Source organism: Pseudomonas sp. TR47, from assembly GCF_044143025.1.
Classification (GTDB): domain Bacteria; phylum Pseudomonadota; class Gammaproteobacteria; order Pseudomonadales; family Pseudomonadaceae; genus Aquipseudomonas; species Aquipseudomonas putida_E.
In genome coordinates, this window is record NZ_JBHFCS010000021.1 from 42,430 (window position 1) to 58,681 (window position 16,252).

14 protein-coding genes and 2 tRNA genes are annotated in these 16,252 nt (G+C 60.3%); 1 reads left to right on the top strand and 15 read right to left on the bottom strand.

Annotation, left to right across the window (positions count from 1 at the left end; translation table 11 throughout):
- Position 1: 1 nt before the first annotated feature.
- The 12 genes from rbfA to rlmE all read right to left on the bottom strand — a co-directional run bounded on the left by rbfA (position 2) and on the right by rlmE (position 11,658).
- Positions 2-400, bottom strand: a complete 399-nt coding sequence (rbfA, locus tag ACEWE8_RS20000) for a 30S ribosome-binding factor RbfA (RefSeq protein ID WP_012312655.1) — start codon at positions 398-400, stop codon at positions 2-4.
- 116 nt (positions 401-516) lie between these two features.
- A complete protein-coding gene (gene infB, locus ACEWE8_RS20005) occupies positions 517-3,048 on the bottom strand; it encodes a translation initiation factor IF-2 (RefSeq protein ID WP_046788154.1) in 2,532 nt (843 codons plus the stop codon).
- A 27-nt stretch (positions 3,049-3,075) separates the two neighbouring features.
- Positions 3,076-4,557, bottom strand: a complete 1,482-nt coding sequence (gene nusA, locus ACEWE8_RS20010; protein WP_046788153.1) for a transcription termination factor NusA — start codon at positions 4,555-4,557, stop codon at positions 3,076-3,078.
- A gap of 59 nt (positions 4,558-4,616) precedes the next feature.
- Positions 4,617-5,075 carry a ribosome maturation factor RimP gene (gene rimP, locus ACEWE8_RS20015; protein ID WP_042111874.1) on the bottom strand — a complete coding sequence of 153 codons (459 nt, stop codon included), beginning with the start codon at positions 5,073-5,075 and terminating at the stop codon, positions 4,617-4,619.
- A 130-nt stretch (positions 5,076-5,205) separates the two neighbouring features.
- Positions 5,206-5,282: transfer RNA gene (locus tag ACEWE8_RS20020), tRNA-Met, on the bottom strand.
- Between the two features lie 98 nt (positions 5,283-5,380).
- Positions 5,381-5,466, bottom strand: a tRNA-Leu gene (locus ACEWE8_RS20025).
- Positions 5,467-5,487: 21 nt separating this feature from the next.
- Positions 5,488-5,880, bottom strand: coding sequence for a preprotein translocase subunit SecG (gene secG / locus ACEWE8_RS20030; protein WP_012312651.1), 393 nt, complete (start codon positions 5,878-5,880; stop codon positions 5,488-5,490).
- A gap of 4 nt (positions 5,881-5,884) precedes the next feature.
- Positions 5,885-6,640: a triose-phosphate isomerase gene (gene tpiA, locus ACEWE8_RS20035; protein ID WP_039603947.1), complete on the bottom strand. Its 756-nt coding sequence runs from the start codon at positions 6,638-6,640 to the stop codon at positions 5,885-5,887.
- Between the two features lie 66 nt (positions 6,641-6,706).
- Positions 6,707-8,047 (bottom strand): phosphoglucosamine mutase, encoded by a 1,341-nt coding sequence (gene glmM, locus ACEWE8_RS20040; protein ID WP_046788152.1) that lies wholly within the window; start codon positions 8,045-8,047, stop codon positions 6,707-6,709.
- Between the two features lie 16 nt (positions 8,048-8,063).
- Positions 8,064-8,915: a dihydropteroate synthase gene (folP, locus tag ACEWE8_RS20045; RefSeq protein ID WP_046788151.1), complete on the bottom strand. Its 852-nt coding sequence runs from the start codon at positions 8,913-8,915 to the stop codon at positions 8,064-8,066.
- 8 nt (positions 8,916-8,923) lie between these two features.
- The gene (gene ftsH, locus ACEWE8_RS20050) at positions 8,924-10,828 is read right to left on the bottom strand and encodes an ATP-dependent zinc metalloprotease FtsH (RefSeq protein WP_012312647.1); all 1,905 of its coding nucleotides are present in this window, start codon (positions 10,826-10,828) and stop codon (positions 8,924-8,926) included.
- Between the two features lie 203 nt (positions 10,829-11,031).
- The gene (gene rlmE / locus ACEWE8_RS20055) at positions 11,032-11,658 is read right to left on the bottom strand and encodes a 23S rRNA (uridine(2552)-2'-O)-methyltransferase RlmE (RefSeq protein WP_012312646.1); all 627 of its coding nucleotides are present in this window, start codon (positions 11,656-11,658) and stop codon (positions 11,032-11,034) included.
- A gap of 102 nt (positions 11,659-11,760) precedes the next feature.
- On the opposite strand from rlmE, the gene yhbY reads away from it, so the two are divergent.
- The gene (yhbY, locus tag ACEWE8_RS20060; RefSeq protein ID WP_003249945.1) at positions 11,761-12,069 is read left to right on the top strand and encodes a ribosome assembly RNA-binding protein YhbY; all 309 of its coding nucleotides are present in this window, start codon (positions 11,761-11,763) and stop codon (positions 12,067-12,069) included.
- Between the two features lie 12 nt (positions 12,070-12,081).
- On the opposite strand, the gene ACEWE8_RS20065 is transcribed toward yhbY, so the two are convergent.
- The 3 genes from ACEWE8_RS20065 to carB are packed head-to-tail and all read right to left on the bottom strand — an operon-like array spanning position 12,082 to position 16,209.
- On the bottom strand, positions 12,082-12,531 hold the full coding sequence (locus ACEWE8_RS20065) for a hypothetical protein (protein WP_012312645.1): 450 nt from the start codon (positions 12,529-12,531) through the stop codon (positions 12,082-12,084).
- Positions 12,509-12,991: a transcription elongation factor GreA gene (greA, locus tag ACEWE8_RS20070; protein WP_012312644.1), complete on the bottom strand. Its 483-nt coding sequence runs from the start codon at positions 12,989-12,991 to the stop codon at positions 12,509-12,511. Before greA ends, ACEWE8_RS20065 begins: the two co-directional genes overlap by 23 nt.
- Complete coding sequence (carB, locus tag ACEWE8_RS20075; RefSeq protein WP_012312643.1) at positions 12,988-16,209, bottom strand: carbamoyl-phosphate synthase large subunit; 3,222 nt, start codon at positions 16,207-16,209, stop codon at positions 12,988-12,990. The genes greA and carB overlap by 4 nt, the downstream gene beginning before the upstream one ends.
- Positions 16,210-16,252 lie beyond the last annotated feature (43 nt).

A 16,252-nucleotide genomic window follows, 5' to 3' on the forward strand; every position in this document is an offset into this window, starting at 1 on the left:
GTTACTCCTTGGTGTCCTGCTCGTCGGTATCCTTGTGCAGGCGGTCTTCGGCCACTGCACGCTCGATCAGCGCCGACAGGTGGACACCACGGCTGACGCTCTCATCGAAATGGAAGTGCAACTGCGGCACGCTGCGCAGCTGCATCGAGCGGCCCAGGTGCAGGCGCAGGAAGCTGGCAGCGCTGTTCAGCGCCTTGAGCGATTGCTGCACTGCGTCCGGCGTTTCTTCACCCATGACAGTGATGAAGACCTTGGCATGGCCCAGGTCGCGACTGACGTCGACGGCGGTGATGGTCACCAGGCCGACGCGTGGGTCCTTGACTTCACGGCGGATCAGTTCTGCCAGCTCGCGCTGCATCTGATCACCGATACGTTGGGTACGGCTGTATTCTTTGGCCATTCTTGCTACCTGTAACTTAAAGCGGCAAACGCCCGGTCAGGCTGAAGCCTGACCGGGCGCTACCTACTGAGGGGCTGCCCACCGCCCTGGGGCGGGGGCCGACACCCTGCTCGCCCTTAAAGGGTACGAGCAACCTGGACTTTCTCGAAGACTTCGATCTTGTCGCCGACCTTGACGTCGTTGTAGCTCTTGACGCCAATACCGCACTCCATGCCCGAACGGACTTCTGCAGCGTCGTCCTTGAAACGACGCAGCGATTCCAGCTCGCCTTCGAAGATGACCACGTCGTCGCGCAGTACGCGGATCGGACGGTTGCGGTACACGGTACCCTCGATGACCATACAGCCAGCGATGGCGCCGAACTTCGGCGAACGGAACACGTCACGCACTTCGGCCACACCCAGGATGTTCTCGCGAACATCGCTGCCGAGCATGCCGGTCAGGGCCTTCTTGACGTCTTCGATGATGTCGTAGATCACGTTGTAGTAACGCATATCCAGACCTTCCTGCTCGACGATCTTGCGCGCACCGGCATCGGCACGCACGTTGAAGCCGAACAGCACCGCATTGGACGCCAGCGCCAGGTTGGCATCGCTCTCGGTGATACCACCGACGCCGCCACCGATCACGCGAACCTGAACTTCGTCGTTGCCCAGGCCGCCGAGCGAACCCTGAAGTGCTTCCAGGGAACCGCGCACGTCGGTCTTGAGGACGATGTTGAGGGTCTTCTTCTCTTCCTGACCCATGGTCTCGAAGATGTTTTCCAGCTTGCCGGCGTGAGCACGGGCCAGCTTGACCTCGCGGTATTTGCCCTGACGGAACAGTGCAACCTCGCGGGCCTTCTTCTCGTCGGCAACCACGGACAGCTCGTCACCGGCTTCCGGAGTGCCATCCAGGCCGAGGATTTCGACCGGGATCGATGGGCCGGCTTCCTTAACAGGCTTGCCGTTCTCGTCCAGCATGGCACGCACGCGGCCATAGTTGGAGCCGCACAGGACCATGTCGCCCTGACGCAGGGTACCGTCCTGAACCAGGATGGTCGCCACCGGGCCGCGGCCCTTGTCCAGGCGCGATTCGACAACCACACCACGACCAGGCGCGGTCGGAGTGGCCGTCAACTCGAGGACTTCGGCCTGCAGCAATACGGCTTCAAGCAGTTCGTCGACGCCCGTACCCATCTTCGCCGAAACCTTGACGAACGGCGTGTCACCACCCCATTCCTCGGAGGTCACGCCTTCGACGGACAGCTCGTTACGGATGCGATCGAGGTCAGCACCAGGCTTGTCGATCTTGTTCACCGCAACCACCAGAGGGACGCCAGCTGCCTTGGCATGCTGAACGGCTTCACGGGTCTGTGGCATCACGCCATCGTCCGCCGCCACCACCAGGATGACGATGTCGGTCGCCTTGGCACCACGGGCACGCATCTGAGTGAACGCAGCGTGGCCTGGGGTATCGAGGAAGGTGACCATGCCGCGGTCGGTTTCCACGTGGTAGGCACCGATGTGCTGGGTGATACCACCGGCTTCGCCAGCGGCAACCTTGGCACGACGGATATAGTCGAGCAGCGAGGTCTTGCCATGGTCAACGTGACCCATGACGGTAACGACCGGTGCACGCGACTCGGCCTGGCCTTCGAACTTCAGCGATTCGGCCAGGGAATCTTCCAGGGCGGTATCGCTGACCAGGGTGACCTTGTGGCCCAGCTCTTCTGCGATCAGCTGAGCGGTTTCCTGGTCGAGCACCTGGTTGATGGTGACCGGAGTGCCCATCTTGAACATGAACTTGACGACTTCAGCGGCCTTGACCGACATCTGCTGCGCAAGCTCCGAGACGGTGATGGTCTCGCCGATGGTCACGTCACGGATGACCGGACCGGTCGGGTTCTGGAAGCCATGCTGGTTACGCTTCTTCAGCTTGCCCTTGCCACCACGACCACGGCGAGCGCCATCGCTCTCTTCGTCGGTGGTGCGCGGAGCGGCACGAGGGGTCGGAGCCTTTTCTTTCTCCTTCACCTTGACCTTGATCGACACACGTGGCGCCTCGCCACGGCGACGGTCGTCATCGCGAGTACGGCTTTCGTTGCGACGGGTCTCGTCCTTCTTGCGCTCGGCAGCACGGGCTGCAGCGTCTTCGGAAGCCGGGGCGTTAGCGACGGCCGGTGCTGGTGCCGGAGCAGCAGCAGCCGGTGCCGGCTCGGCCTTGGCAGCCGGCGCAGCGGCAGCAGTAGCGGTCGCGTGGCGACGAGCCTGCTCTTCGTTACGCTGGCGAACGTCGGCGTCGACCTTGTCACGCGCGGCATTTTCAGCCGCACGGCGCTCGTCCTGCTCACGTTTCTGCTCAGCCTGAATCTCTTCAGGGCTGCGCTGAACGAATACTTTCTTCTTGCGTACTTCTACGCTGATGCTTTTGCTACCGGCGACACGCAGGGTGCTGGTGGTCTTGCGCTGCAAGGTAATCTTGCGCGGCTCTTCCGCCTTGCTCTTGTGGCTGCTCTTCAAATGGGTCAGCAGAGTCTGCTTCTCATTGTCGGTCACTACCTGACCGGCGTCGGTGTGCGGCAGACCTGCCTCACGCATCTGCTGCAGCAGGCGCTCTACCGGTGCCTCGACCTCTTGGGCCAGTTCTTTCACCGTGACTTGCGTCATGCACTTCTCTCCTCAGGCCGCGCCTAATTACTCGAACCAGTGGGCTCGGGCGGCCATGATCAACTTGCCGGCACGCTCTTGGTCGATGCCGTCGATGTCGAGCAGGTCGTCAATCGACTGCTCGGCCAGGTCTTCGCGGTTAACCACGCCGCGCACCGCCAGTTCCGCCGCCAGGTCCTTGTCCATGCCCTCAAGGGAGAGCAGGTCTTCGGCCGGATGGGCGTCTGCCAGTTTTTCTTCGGTAGCGATGGCCTTGGTCAACAAACGGTCCTTGGCTCGAGCGCGGAGCTCATTGACGATATCCTCGTCAAAGCCATCGATGTTGAGCATTTCCTCCAACGGTACGTAGGCAATTTCTTCAAGGCTGGTAAAGCCTTCGTCGACCAGCACTTGGGCCAGCTCCTCGTCGACTTCCAGCTCCTCGATGAAGTTGCGCAGGATGTCACCGGTTTCCGCCTGCTGCTTGGCCTGGATGTCCTTCTCGGTCATCACGTTCAGGGTCCAGCCGGTCAACTGACTGGCCAGGCGAACGTTCTGACCACCACGGCCAATGGCCTGGGCCAGGTTGTCCTCGGCAACGGCGATGTCCATGGCATGGGCATCTTCGTCAACGATGATCGCCGCGACTTCAGCCGGCGACATGGCGTTGATGACAAATTGCGCCGGGTTCTCGTCCCACAGGACGATATCCACACGCTCGCCACCCAGCTCGCCGGATACGGCCTGGACGCGCGAACCGCGCATGCCGATACAGGCACCCTGCGGGTCGATGCGCTTGTCCTTGGAGCGGACGGCGATCTTGGCACGCGATCCCGGATCACGGGAAGCGGCCATGACTTCAATGAGGCCTTCTGCGATTTCCGGCACTTCGATGCGGAACAGTTCGATCAGCATCTGTGGCGCGGTGCGCGACAGGATCAGCTGCGGACCGCGGTTCTCGGTGCGGATTTCCTTGAGCAGCGCACGCAAGCGCACGCCAACCCGGAAGGTCTCACGTGGAATGATGTCTTCGCGAGCCAGCAGCGCCTCGGCGTTGTTGCCCAGGTCGACGATGACGTTGTCGCGGGTAACCTTCTTGACAGTACCGGAGATGATCTCGCCAACGCGTTCGCGGTAGGCATCGACCACCTGGGCGCGCTCGGCCTCACGGACCTTCTGCACGATGACCTGCTTGGCGGTCTGGGCGGCGATACGACCGAATTCGATGGACTCGATCTTCTCCTCGATCACGTCACCCACCTTGGCTTCAGGGTGAGTCTCGTGGATCTTGGCCAGCCAGGTCTCGATTGCCGGATCGTCCAGATCGGCTTCGTCGACCACGGTCCAGCGACGGAAGGTCTCGTAGCTACCGGTGTGGCGGTTGATTTCCACACGCAGGTCGACTTCGTCTTCAAAACGTTTTTTGGTTGCAGTAGCCAAGGCCACTTCCAGCGCTTCGAAAATGACGCCGGGCGGTACACCTTTTTCGTTGGATACCGATTCAACAACCAGCAGTACTTCTTTGCTCATCGTACGCCTCGCCTTGCGCAAGCCATTGGGCCCGGATAGTCCGCCGGGCCCGGCACGTCTCAGTCAAAACTGGGAATAATATTGGCCTTGTCGATCGAGTCGATCGGCAACAGGAACTCATGACTGTCCACCTGGACCACCACATCCTGCTCCTCCACACCGCGGAGAAGGCCCTGGAAGTTACGACGACCCTCGAAGGGCGTACGCAGCTTGATCTTCACTTGTTCGCCGGCATGCGAGGCAAACTGTTCCAGCGTGAACAGCGGGCGATCCATGCCTGGAGAGGACACCTCAAGGGTATATTCACTGCTGATCGGATCTTCCACATCAAGAATGGCGCTGGCCTGACGGCTGACCGCTTCACAGTCCTCCACCAGAATGCCGCCTTCCTTGTCGATATAGATGCGCAATACCGAATGCTTACCCTGGGAAACGTACTCGATCCCCCAGCATTGATAGCCCAGACCCTCGACCACCGGGGCCAACAAGGCCTGCAACTGTTCTAGCTTGCTCGACACCTGAACCCCCTCGTGCATGCTGTGCAAATAAAAAATGGGCGAAGCGCCCATCCCTGAAAGCGCCGTTGGACAACGACGCCGTAAACTGTTCGGCTAGCAAAAAGCCCCTGAAAAGGGGCTCCGCTGAAGCTGGTTGCGGGGGCTGGATTTGAACCAACGACCTTCGGGTTATGAGCCCGACGAGCTACCAAGCTGCTCCACCCCGCGACAAAGCTGGGGCGAAAGTATAAGACTGAACCCGTCGCTGGGTCAATCTAACCTCCACCTGCAAGAAAGCCCGCTAAAGCGGGCTCTCAAGCTTTAATTGGTACCGAGAAGGGGACTCGAACCCCTACACCCTATGGGCACAACCACCTCAAGGTTGCGTGTCTACCAATTCCACCACCTCGGCAATATTACTTCTTGAAACCCGTTACTTCTGCTCTTCGGCTGGAGGAGGTACGTCACCCGCTGGGGTGGTTTCGCTCTTCTGCTCCTGGAGCACCGGTACATCATCATTTACTGCCGGCTTTGGCTGCTTTACTTCCAACACCGCTGGATCCGGAAGTCCCGCCTGACCAAGCTGGTGAGCTTGTTGCTTGGCGAAGTATCCTAACCCAAGTGCTGTCAAAAAGAAAGTGGCAGCAAGTATAGCAGTGAATTTACTCAGGAAGGTAGCAGAACCTTGGCTTCCGAACACAGTATTTGAAGCACCTGCGCCGAAAGATGCACCTGCTTCCGCACCCTTACCCTGTTGCAACAGCACCAGCACTACAAGCGACAGCGCTGCCAACAGATGAAAAACAACGATGACTGTTTCCAGCATTTGTTCAGTTTCCTGCGGCGCGACAAATTGCACCGAATTCGTCTGCGTTCAGGGATGCTCCACCAATGAGCCCCCCATCAATATCCGGCATGCCGAACAGTTCGGCCGCATTGGCCGCCTTCACGCTACCGCCGTAGAGAAGCTGCACATTCTGCGCAACTTCGGCGTCCTTCGCTGCCAACTGCTTACGGATGGCTGCATGCACATCCTGAGCTTGCTGCGGCGAGGCCGTCAAACCTGTACCGATGGCCCATACAGGCTCATAGGCAATTACTGCATTGGCAAAAGCGGCAATACCGAACGCGTCGATAACACTGCTTAGTTGACGCCCTACAACTTCAAGCGTCTTGCCTGCTTCGCGCTCTTGTAGAGTTTCCCCTATGCAGAGCACCGGCGTCAAACCACTTTTCTGAGCAGCTGCAAACTTGCGATTAAGCACTTCTTCACTTTCACCGATAACCTGGCGACGTTCGGAGTGACCAATCAACACCAACTTGCAACCCACTTCAGCCAACTGACTCGGTGCAACTTCACCAGTCAGCGCACCCTGTTCGGGCTGTACTGCAGAATTCTGTGCTCCAACGATGATTCCTTTGCCTTTCAGGCCATCAATGACTTCATTGATGAACAGGGCGGGAGGAAAAACCGCGACTTCGATACCTTCGGGAATGAGCATATTGCCCAAGCCCTGAGTCAGCTCAGCGACGCTGGCGCGGGTACCGTGCATCTTCCAGTTACCAGCTACCATGGGGCGACGCATGCTTTACCTCGTCGGTCAAAGTGGGCGCAGATCTTACCCAACCAGATCTGCGCTGGCAAGCCCAATTCAGACACAAACTTCAGCGACCAGTTTGGCCAGGGCTTCGGCATGCGTGCGCACCTGGCTTTCATCGTCACCTTCAACCATCACCCGCACCAACGGCTCGGTGCCCGACTTGCGCAACAGCACACGCCCACGCCCTGCCATGTCCTCGGTAACCTTGGCACTGGCCTCCTTGACAGCCGGATGCTCCAGGGGGTCGACCTTGCTGGCGCCGAAGCGCACATTGATCAACACCTGCGGGCACTTGCGCAAGGCCTGGCGAGCCTGCGCCAGGGTCTCGCCGCGGCGCTTGAGCGCCAGCAGTACCTGCAGTGCGGCAATGATCGCATCACCGGTGGTGGTGTGGTTGCAGCACACGACATGCCCGGAGTTTTCACCCCCCACCAGCCAGCCGCGCTCCAGCAGCTCGGCCATGACGTAACGGTCGCCAACCTTGGCCCGCACGAAAGGAATGTCCAGGTCCTTGAGTGCAAGCTCCAGGCCCAGGTTACTCATCAGCGTACCGACCACCCCGCCCTGCAGCTTGCCCCGCTCGTGCAGGTCCCGGGCGATGATGAACAGCAGCTCGTCGCCATCGACGATCGCGCCGGTATGATCGACCATCAACACCCGGTCACCATCACCGTCGAAGGCAATGCCCAAGTCGGCGTGACCGACCAGCACTGCCGCCTGCAGCGACTCGATGTGGGTCGAGCCGCAGCTTTCGTTGATGTTCAGGCCGTCAGGCTGCGCATGCAGCACCGTCACTTCGGCACCCAGCTCACGGAACACGCTCGGCGCGACTTTGTAGGTGGCGCCATGGGCGCAGTCGACGACCAGCTTGAGCCCTTCGAAGCCGGTGCTGGACGGCACACTGCTCTTGCAAAACTCGATGTAGCGGCCAGCGGCATCGTTGATGCGCGAGACCTTGCCCAACTTGCTCGAGCCGACCACCGTCATCGGCTGGTCAAGAAGCTCCTCGATCATCAGCTCGATTTCGTCGGGCAGCTTGGTGCCCTGGCCTGAGAAGAACTTGATACCGTTGTCATCGTGCGGGTTGTGCGAAGCACTGATGACGATACCCGCTTCAGCATGGAAGGTACGGGTCAGGTAGGCGATGGCCGGGGTAGGCATCGGCCCGAGCAGCAAGACGTCAGCACCTGCAGCAGAAAGGCCCGCCTCGAGCGCGGACTCGAACATGTAACCGGAAATGCGCGTGTCCTTGCCCACCAACACGCGGCAGTTACCCTGCTTGCGGAAGGCCATGCCCGCCGCCCAGCCCAGCTTCAGCATGAAGTCAGGGGTGATCGGGTATTCGCCGACGCGGCCACGGATGCCGTCGGTACCAAAGTATTTTCTGCTCATAGGGACTCCAATGTTCTTATTCGGCGTTCTGTACCGCAGCAATCATGCGCACCACATCGGCGGTCTCGGCCACATCATGGACGCGCAGAATGCTGGCCCCCTTGGTCATGGCCAAGGCCGCCAGCGCCAGGCTGCCGTACAGCCGCTCACCAACCGGACGATCCAGCGTCAGGCCGATCATGCTCTTGCGTGAAACACCCACCAGCAACGGGCGCCCGAGACTGTAAAGTGCTTCCATATGCTTGAACAGGCTCAGGTTATGCGCCAGTGTCTTGGCGAACCCGAAACCCGGGTCGAGGATGATGCGTTCGGCACCGATACCCGCTGCTGCGCAAGCCGCCATCCGCTGTTCAAGATAGCGCGTTACATCGGCGGTCACATCCTCGTAATGCGGGTCGTCCTGCATGTTCCCCGGCTCGCCGCGCATGTGCATCAGGCACACCGGCAGCCCGGTATCTGCAGCGGCATCGAGGGCGCCATCACGCTCCAGCGCACGCACGTCGTTGATCAGGCCAGCACCGAGGCGAGCTGACTCACGCATGACGGCAGGCGTTGAGGTATCGACCGAAATGACCACATCAAGGCGACTGTTGATTGCCTCGACCATCGGCGCCACACGCTCGAGCTCCTCGGTCACCGAGACCGCACGGGCGCCGGGGCGCGTCGATTCGCCGCCGATGTCGATCAGCGTCGCGCCCGCCGCAACCATGGCTTCTGCATGACGCAGGGCCTCGTCGCGCTGACTGAAGCGCCCGCCATCAGAGAAGGAATCGGGGGTGATATTGAGGATACCCATGACATGGGTACGGGACAAATCAAGAACCCGGTTGCCGCAAGGCAACCGGGTCGGGTACAGCTTAGAGCTCATAGATGCCCTTAGTGTTGAGCCGCTGGGCCGCCGATCGGCGATTCAGGGCGATCATTCTGGGCAGCAGGCGTGCCCGAAGTCTTGTCGTCATCCCAGTCACGCGGTTCGCGAGGCGTACGACCGGACATGATGTCGTCGATCTGGTCGGCGTCGATGGTCTCGTACTTCATCAGCGCTTCGGCCATGGCATCGAGCTTGTCGCGGTTGTCGGTCAACAGCTGTTTGGCAGTGGCGTAGCACTGGTCGATGATGCTGCGCACTTCCGAGTCGATCAGCTTGGCCGTTTCGCCAGAAACACTGGCGTGCTGGCTGCCGGCGCTGCGGCCGAGGAAAACCTCGCCCTCTTCTTCGGCATACATCAGCGGGCCGAGCTTCTCGGACAGGCCCCACTTGGTGACCATGTTCCGGGCAATCTGGCTGGCACGCATGATGTCGTTCGAGGCACCGGTGGTAACACCGTCGAAGCCCAAGGTCATTTCCTCGGCGATACGGCCACCGTACAGCGAGCAGATCTGGCTGATCAGAGCACGCTTGGACAGGCTGTAACGGTCTTCCTCGGGCAGGAACATGGTCACACCCAGGGCGCGACCGCGCGGGATGATCGAGACCTTGTAAACCGGGTCATGCTCAGGCACCAGGCGACCAACGATGGCGTGACCGGCCTCGTGGTAAGCGGTGTTCTGTTTTTCCTTCTCGGACATGACCATGGTCTTGCGCTCGGCGCCCATCATGATCTTGTCTTTGGCCAGTTCGAACTCTTTCATCTCGACCAGGCGCTTGTTGGAGCGCGCAGCGAACAGCGAAGCTTCGTTGACCAGGTTGGCAAGGTCAGCACCGGAGAAGCCTGGTGTACCACGGGCAATGACTGCAGGGTTGACGTTCTCGCCGATCGGAACCTTGCGCATGTGAACCTTGAGGATCTGCTCACGACCACGGATGTCTGGCAGGCCGACCACCACCTGGCGGTCGAAGCGGCCAGGACGCAGCAGAGCCGGGTCCAGTACGTCCGGACGGTTGGTGGCGGCAATGACGATGATGCCATCGTTCATTTCAAAGCCGTCCATCTCGACCAGCAACTGGTTGAGGGTCTGTTCACGCTCGTCGTGACCACCGCCCATGCCGGCGCCACGGTGGCGACCAACGGCGTCGATCTCGTCGATGAAGATAATGCATGGGGCGTGCTTTTTGGCCTGCTCGAACATGTCGCGCACACGGCTGGCACCCACACCGACGAACATCTCGACGAAGTCCGAACCGGAAATGGTGAAGAAAGGCACCTTGGCTTCGCCGGCAATCGCCTTGGCCAGCAAGGTCTTACCGGTACCCGGCGGGCCGACCATCAGCACGCCACGCGGGATGCGGCCACCCAGACGCTGGAACTTGCCCGGGTCGCGCAGGAACTCGACCAGCTCGCCGACTTCTTCCTTGGCCTCGTCGCAACCTGCAACGTCAGCCAAAGTGGTCTTGACCTGGTCTTCGGAAAGCAGGCGCGCCTTGCTCTTGCCGAAGCTCATCGGCCCGCCCTTGCCGCCTGCACCGCCCTGCATCTGGCGCATGAAGAACATGAACACGGCAATGATCACCAGGATCGGGAAGCTCGCCACCAGCAGCTGAGTCCAGATGCTCTGCTGCTCGGGCTGCTTGCCTTCGACGACCACGTTATTGTCGACCAAGTCGCCGATCAGGCCGTTATCGGTAATGGCCGGGCGAACGGTCTTGAAGCTGTCGCCGTCGGCGCGCTTGCCGGTAATGATGTAGCCGTCGACGGTCACACGCTCGACCTTGCCATCCTTGACCTGCTGGATGAAGTCGGAGTAGTTGAGGGTCTGCGGCTCGTTAGGGCTGGAGAAGTTGTTCATCACTGTCACCAGGACAGCTGCGATGATCAACCACAGGATCAGATTCTTTGCCATGTCGTTCAATTCGCTACCCTCTGAGGCCGGCGCACGACGCAGCCGTGCCTCGCATGATATTCATCGCCCTAACTTACTACATTACCTACGCAACCGCAGGCACCGTCTGTAACCCTTTGTGAAATCTAGACTACACGAAGTTCGGACAATCCAGACGGGGCGGCCGATTGGAAATAACTATCGACCACCCCGCAGCACGCCATTCAAGCGCCCTTGAAACCCTTACCCAACAGGTACTGTTCACGCGAGCGATCCCGTGAAGAGGACGGCTTGCGCATCTGCACCTTGTCGAACTTGGTGCGCACATCCTTCAGGTACATGTCAAAGCCTTCGCCCTGGAAAATCTTGATCAGAAAATCACCGCCGGGCTTGAGCACACGGGTTGCCAGGTCCAGGGCCAACTCACAGAGGAACATGGCGCGCGGCATGTCCACCTCAGGCGTACCACTCATATTGGGGGCCATGTCGGAAATCACAAGGTCTACGTGCGAATCACCGACCGCATCGAGGATCTGCTGCAGGACCTCATCCTGGGTGAAGTCGCCCTGAATGAAGGTAACGTCCGGGATCGAGTCCATTTCCAGAATGTCCGAAGCGATCAGACGGCCCTGGCCACCAATCAGACGACTGGTCACCTGCGACCAGCCACCCGGCGCCGCGCCCAGGTCGATCACGCTCATGCCTGGGCGGATCAGGCGGTCTTTCTCCTGGATCTCAAGCAGTTTGTAGCTCGCACGCGAGCGGTAGCCATCCTTCTGCGCCTGCTTAACAAAAGGGTCGTTAAAATGCTCTCGCAGCCAGTTAGCGCTGCTTTTGGAACGTTGTACCACGGGGCACCTCGATGATATGCGTCGTGTTTGACTGGGCGGAGCCACAGGCCCTCGGGTAAAATGCCCGTCAATTTTACAGAATCAGACGGAAAGGGTCAGATTATGCCGCTCAATAACGAGCAGAAGAAGCAATACAAATCCATTGGTCATGACCTGAAACCGGTCCTGATCGTTGCTGGCAACGGTTTGAATGAAGGCGTGATCGCCGAACTGGAGCGCGCACTGGTCGACCACGAGCTGATCAAGGTCGAAATTCGCTCGGAAGATCGCGAAGAGCGCGCCGAAACCATCGCAGAGCTGTGCAAGGCCGGCCGCGCCGAGCTGGTGCAGACCATCGGCAAGAAAGCGCTGATCTACCGCAAGAACCCACAGCCGAACAAACAGCTGTCCAACATCCACCGCTACAAGTAACGGTGGCGCCGATCAGTGGCGCGCTTGGCGCGCCCTGACCGGTACCGGTTGAGCCACCAGCACGATGCCGGAAAAACCCAGAACCAGAAAACAGAACATCTGCCAGCGCTCGCCGACCGAGATGCCATAGCGCAAGGTGTAGTACCCCACGCAGGCCGCAAAGCCGAGCAACAGCATCTGGCCACGAAATTGCCGCCACCAGGCCGCCAGGCCATCGACCCTCGCCAGTACTGCCAGCTGCGTCAGCAGCCCGAGCAACGCCACGCCAATCAACCAACGGTCAATCTGCCCGGCGATATCCTGTACCAGCAAAGGTGCCAGGCCACTGACCTTGAGCGCAGGCACCAGCCCAACATGGAACACCCAAAGGCCACCGACCCAGAAAACCTGGGCCAGTTGCCAGAGGATCCCCTCAAGGGATGGCGCCCGCAGGCGCCGGTCAGATGTGCTTGACTTCGACAATCTCGTACTCGACCGAGCCGCTTGGCGTCTTGACGACGACAGTATCACCTTCTTCCTTGCCGATGATGGCACGGGCGATCGGTGCGCCGCTCGAGAGCTTGCCTTGCTTCACGTCGGCTTCATCCTCACCAACGATCTGGTAGCTCACCTCTTCATCGGTTTCAGTGTTGGCCAGCACCACAGTGGTGCCGAAAATCACTTTGCCGGTGTGAGGGATAGTGGTCACGTCGATCACTACCGAGTTCTGCAGACGGCCTTCGATGTCGCGGATACGCGCCTCGACCATGCCCTGCTCCTCACGGGCGGCATGGTATTCGGCATTTTCCTTGAGGTCGCCCAGTTCGCGCGCTTCGCCAATGGCCTGGCTCAGGCGCGGGCGCTCGGTCTTGCTCAGGAACAGGTGCTCCTCTTCCAGGGCGCGAGCGCCCTGGACGGTCATCGGATACTTGGTAATGCTCATGCTTTAAGTCCTGCATGCAGATCCTGCAAGCGACGAACGGTCTTTTCAGGGCCGAATTTCAGCGCTTCGCAGATGGCTTCACCAGCCGCAATGGTCGTGGTGCAGTAAATCTTGTGCTGCAACGCATTGCGACGAATCGAATAGGAATCGGCAATCGACTGACGGCCTTCGGTGGTGTTGATGATCAACGACACTTCGTCGTTCTTGATCATGTCGACCACGTGCGGACGGCCTTCGGTCACCTTGTTCACGCGGCGCACTTTCAGGCCGGCCGCCTCGATGACCTTGGCGGTGCCTGCAGTAGCGACCACTTCGAAGCCCAGGGCGATCAGGTCACGGGCAACGCCAGCCACTTGCGGCTTGTCGTCGTCACGTACGCTGATGAACGCGGTACCGCCAGTTGGCAGCACTTCGCTGGCACCCATCTGAGCCTTGGCGAACGCTTCACCGAAGCTGTCACCGACACCCATGACTTCACCGGTCGATTTCATCTCAGGGCCGAGGATTGGGTCAACCCCCGGGAACTTGGCGAACGGGAAGACGGCTTCCTTGACGCTATAGAAGTTCGGGATGATTTCCTGGGTGAAGCCCAGCTCTTTCAGGGTTTTGCCAGCCATGACGCGGGCAGCGATCATCGCCAGGGAAGTGCCGATGCACTTGGACACGAACGGCACGGTACGCGAGGCGCGCGGGTTGACTTCAATCACGTAGATCTTGTCGCCCTGCAAGGCCAGCTGCACGTTCATCAGGCCAACCACGCCCAGCTCCAGGGCCATCTTGCGCACCTGGTCGCGAACCTGGTCCTGCACGTCCTTGCTCAGCGAGTACGGCGGCAGCGAGCACGCCGAGTCACCGGAGTGAACGCCGGCCTGTTCGATGTGCTGCATGATCGCGCCGATCACCACGTCGGTGCCGTCACAGACCGCATCCACGTCCATCTCGATGGCGCAGTTGAGGAAGTGGTCCAGCAGTACCGGGCTGTCGTTGGACACTTGCACGGCTTCACGCAGGTAGCGCTTGAGCTCGTCCAGTTCGTAGACGATCTCCATCGCGCGGCCGCCCAGTACATAGGACGGGCGCACCACCAGCGGGTAACCGATACCGCCCGCAGCACGGATGGCTTCTTCTTCGCTGCGCACGGTAGCGTTTGGCGGCTGCAGCAGGTTCAGGCGCTGAACCATCTGCTGGAAGCGCTCACGGTCTTCGGCACGGTCGATCGCGTCCGGGCTGGTACCGATGATCGGTACGCCGGCCTCTTCCAGGGCGCGAGCCAGTTTCAGCGGGGTCTGGCCGCCGTAGTGGACGATGACACCCTTTGGCTTCTCGACGCGGCAGACTTCCAGCACGTCTTCCAGGGTCAACGGCTCGAAGTACAGGCGGTCGGAGGTATCGTAGTCGGTGGAGACGGTTTCCGGGTTGCAGTTGACCATGATGGTCTCGTAACCGTCTTCACGCAGTGCCAGTGCCGCGTGTACGCAGCAATAGTCGAACTCGATGCCTTGGCCGATACGGTTAGGGCCGCCACCCAGAATCATGATCTTGTCGCGGGTCGACGGGTTGGCCTCGCACTCTTCCTCGTAGGTGGAGTACAGGTAGGCGGTGTCGGTGGCGAACTCGGCAGCGCAGGTGTCGACGCGCTTGTACACCGGGAACACTTCCAGCTTGTGGCGGTGACGGCGCAGGTTCTTGTCGGTGATGCCGAGCAGCTTGGCCAGACGCTGGTCCGAGAAGCCCTTGCGCTTGAGGCGCAGCATGTAGTCCTTGTCGATCGCCGACAGGGCCAGGGTCTTGACCTTCTCTTCTTCCTTGATCAGGTCTTCCATCTGAACCAGGAACCACATGTCGATGCCGGTCAGGGCGAAGATCTCTTCGCAGGTCATACCCGAACGCATGGCGTCAGCCACGTACCAGATGCGCTCGGCGCCCGGCACGGTCAGCTCGCGCTTGAGGATGCCGGCGGCTTCCGGGCTGGCCAGGTCGACTTTAGGGTCGAGACCGCAAGCACCGACTTCCAGGCCACGCAGGGCTTTCTGCAGGGATTCCTGGAAGGTACGGCCGATGGCCATGACTTCACCCACGGACTTCATCTGGGTGGTCAGGCGGGCGTCGGCTTTCGGGAATTTCTCGAAGGCGAAGCGTGGCAGCTTGGTGACGACGTAGTCGATCGACGGCTCGAAGGACGCCGGGGTACGGCCGCCAGTGATGTCGTTCTGCAGTTCGTCCAGGGTGTAACCAATGGCCAGCTTGGCGGCGATCTTGGCGATCGGGAAGCCAGTTGCCTTGGAAGCCAGCGCCGAGGAACGCGAAACACGCGGGTTCATCTCGATCACGACCATGCGGCCGGTGTTCGGGCAGATACCGAACTGCACGTTGGAACCGCCGGTTTCAACGCCAATTTCACGCAGCACCGCCAGCGAGGCGTTGCGCATGATCTGGTATTCCTTGTCGGTCAGGGTCTGCGCCGGAGCAACGGTGATCGAGTCACCGGTGTGCACGCCCATCGGGTCGAAGTTTTCGATCGAGCAGACGATGATGCAGTTGTCCTTTTTGTCGCGGACCACTTCCATCTCGTACTCTTTCCAGCCGATCAGCGATTCGTCGATCAGCAGCTCTTTGGTCGGCGACAGGTCCAGACCACGGGTGCAGATTTCTTCGAACTCTTCACGGTTGTAAGCGATACCACCGCCTGTGCCACCCATGGTGAACGACGGGCGGATGATGCATGGGAAGCCAAGCTTCTCAAGGACCGCATTGGCCTCTTCCATGCTGTGGGCGATACCGGAGCGCGGGCACTCCAGGCCGATATCCTTCATGGCCTTGTCGAAGCGCGAACGGTCTTCGGCCTTGTCGATGGTGTCGGCGTTGGCACCGATCATCTCTACGCCGAACTTCTCCAGAACGCCGTGGCGCTCCAGGTCCAGGGCGCAGTTCAGTGCGGTCTGGCCACCCATGGTCGGCAATACGGCGTCCGGGCGCTCTTTTTCGATGATCTTGGCCACCGACTGCCACTTGATCGGCTCGATGTAGGTGGCGTCGGCCATGGCCGGGTCGGTCATGATGGTGGCTGGGTTGGAGTTCACCAGGATGACGCGGAAACCTTCCTCGCGCAGGGCTTTACAGGCCTGGGCGCCGGAGTAGTCGAATTCGCAGGCCTGGCCGATCACGATCGGGCCAGCGCCGAGAATCAGGATGCTTTTGATGTCTGTACGTTTTGGCATGGTGGTCACTCAAATCCGGGGTCAGTCGGCAAGCCGCTTTGAA

What these genes read in the sequence shown, in the direction of transcription:
- rbfA (WP_012312655.1), bottom strand. Translation starts at nt 400, where the DNA reads ATGGCCAAAGAATACAGCCGTACCCAACGTATCGGTGATCAGATGCAG.
- infB (WP_046788154.1), bottom strand. Translation starts at nt 3,048, where the DNA reads ATGACGCAAGTCACGGTGAAAGAACTGGCCCAAGAGGTCGAGGCACCG.
- nusA (WP_046788153.1), bottom strand. Translation starts at nt 4,557, where the DNA reads ATGAGCAAAGAAGTACTGCTGGTTGTTGAATCGGTATCCAACGAAAAA.
- secG (WP_012312651.1), bottom strand. Translation starts at nt 5,880, where the DNA reads ATGCTGGAAACAGTCATCGTTGTTTTTCATCTGTTGGCAGCGCTGTCG.
- tpiA (WP_039603947.1), bottom strand. Translation starts at nt 6,640, where the DNA reads ATGCGTCGCCCCATGGTAGCTGGTAACTGGAAGATGCACGGTACCCGC.
- glmM (WP_046788152.1), bottom strand. Translation starts at nt 8,047, where the DNA reads ATGAGCAGAAAATACTTTGGTACCGACGGCATCCGTGGCCGCGTCGGC.
- folP (WP_046788151.1), bottom strand. Translation starts at nt 8,915, where the DNA reads ATGAGCTCTAAGCTGTACCCGACCCGGTTGCCTTGCGGCAACCGGGTT.
- ftsH (WP_012312647.1), bottom strand. Translation starts at nt 10,828, where the DNA reads ATGGCAAAGAATCTGATCCTGTGGTTGATCATCGCAGCTGTCCTGGTG.
- yhbY (WP_003249945.1), top strand. Translation starts at nt 11,761, where the DNA reads ATGCCGCTCAATAACGAGCAGAAGAAGCAATACAAATCCATTGGTCAT.
- greA (WP_012312644.1), bottom strand. Translation starts at nt 12,991, where the DNA reads ATGAGCATTACCAAGTATCCGATGACCGTCCAGGGCGCTCGCGCCCTG.
- carB (WP_012312643.1), bottom strand. Translation starts at nt 16,209, where the DNA reads ATGCCAAAACGTACAGACATCAAAAGCATCCTGATTCTCGGCGCTGGC.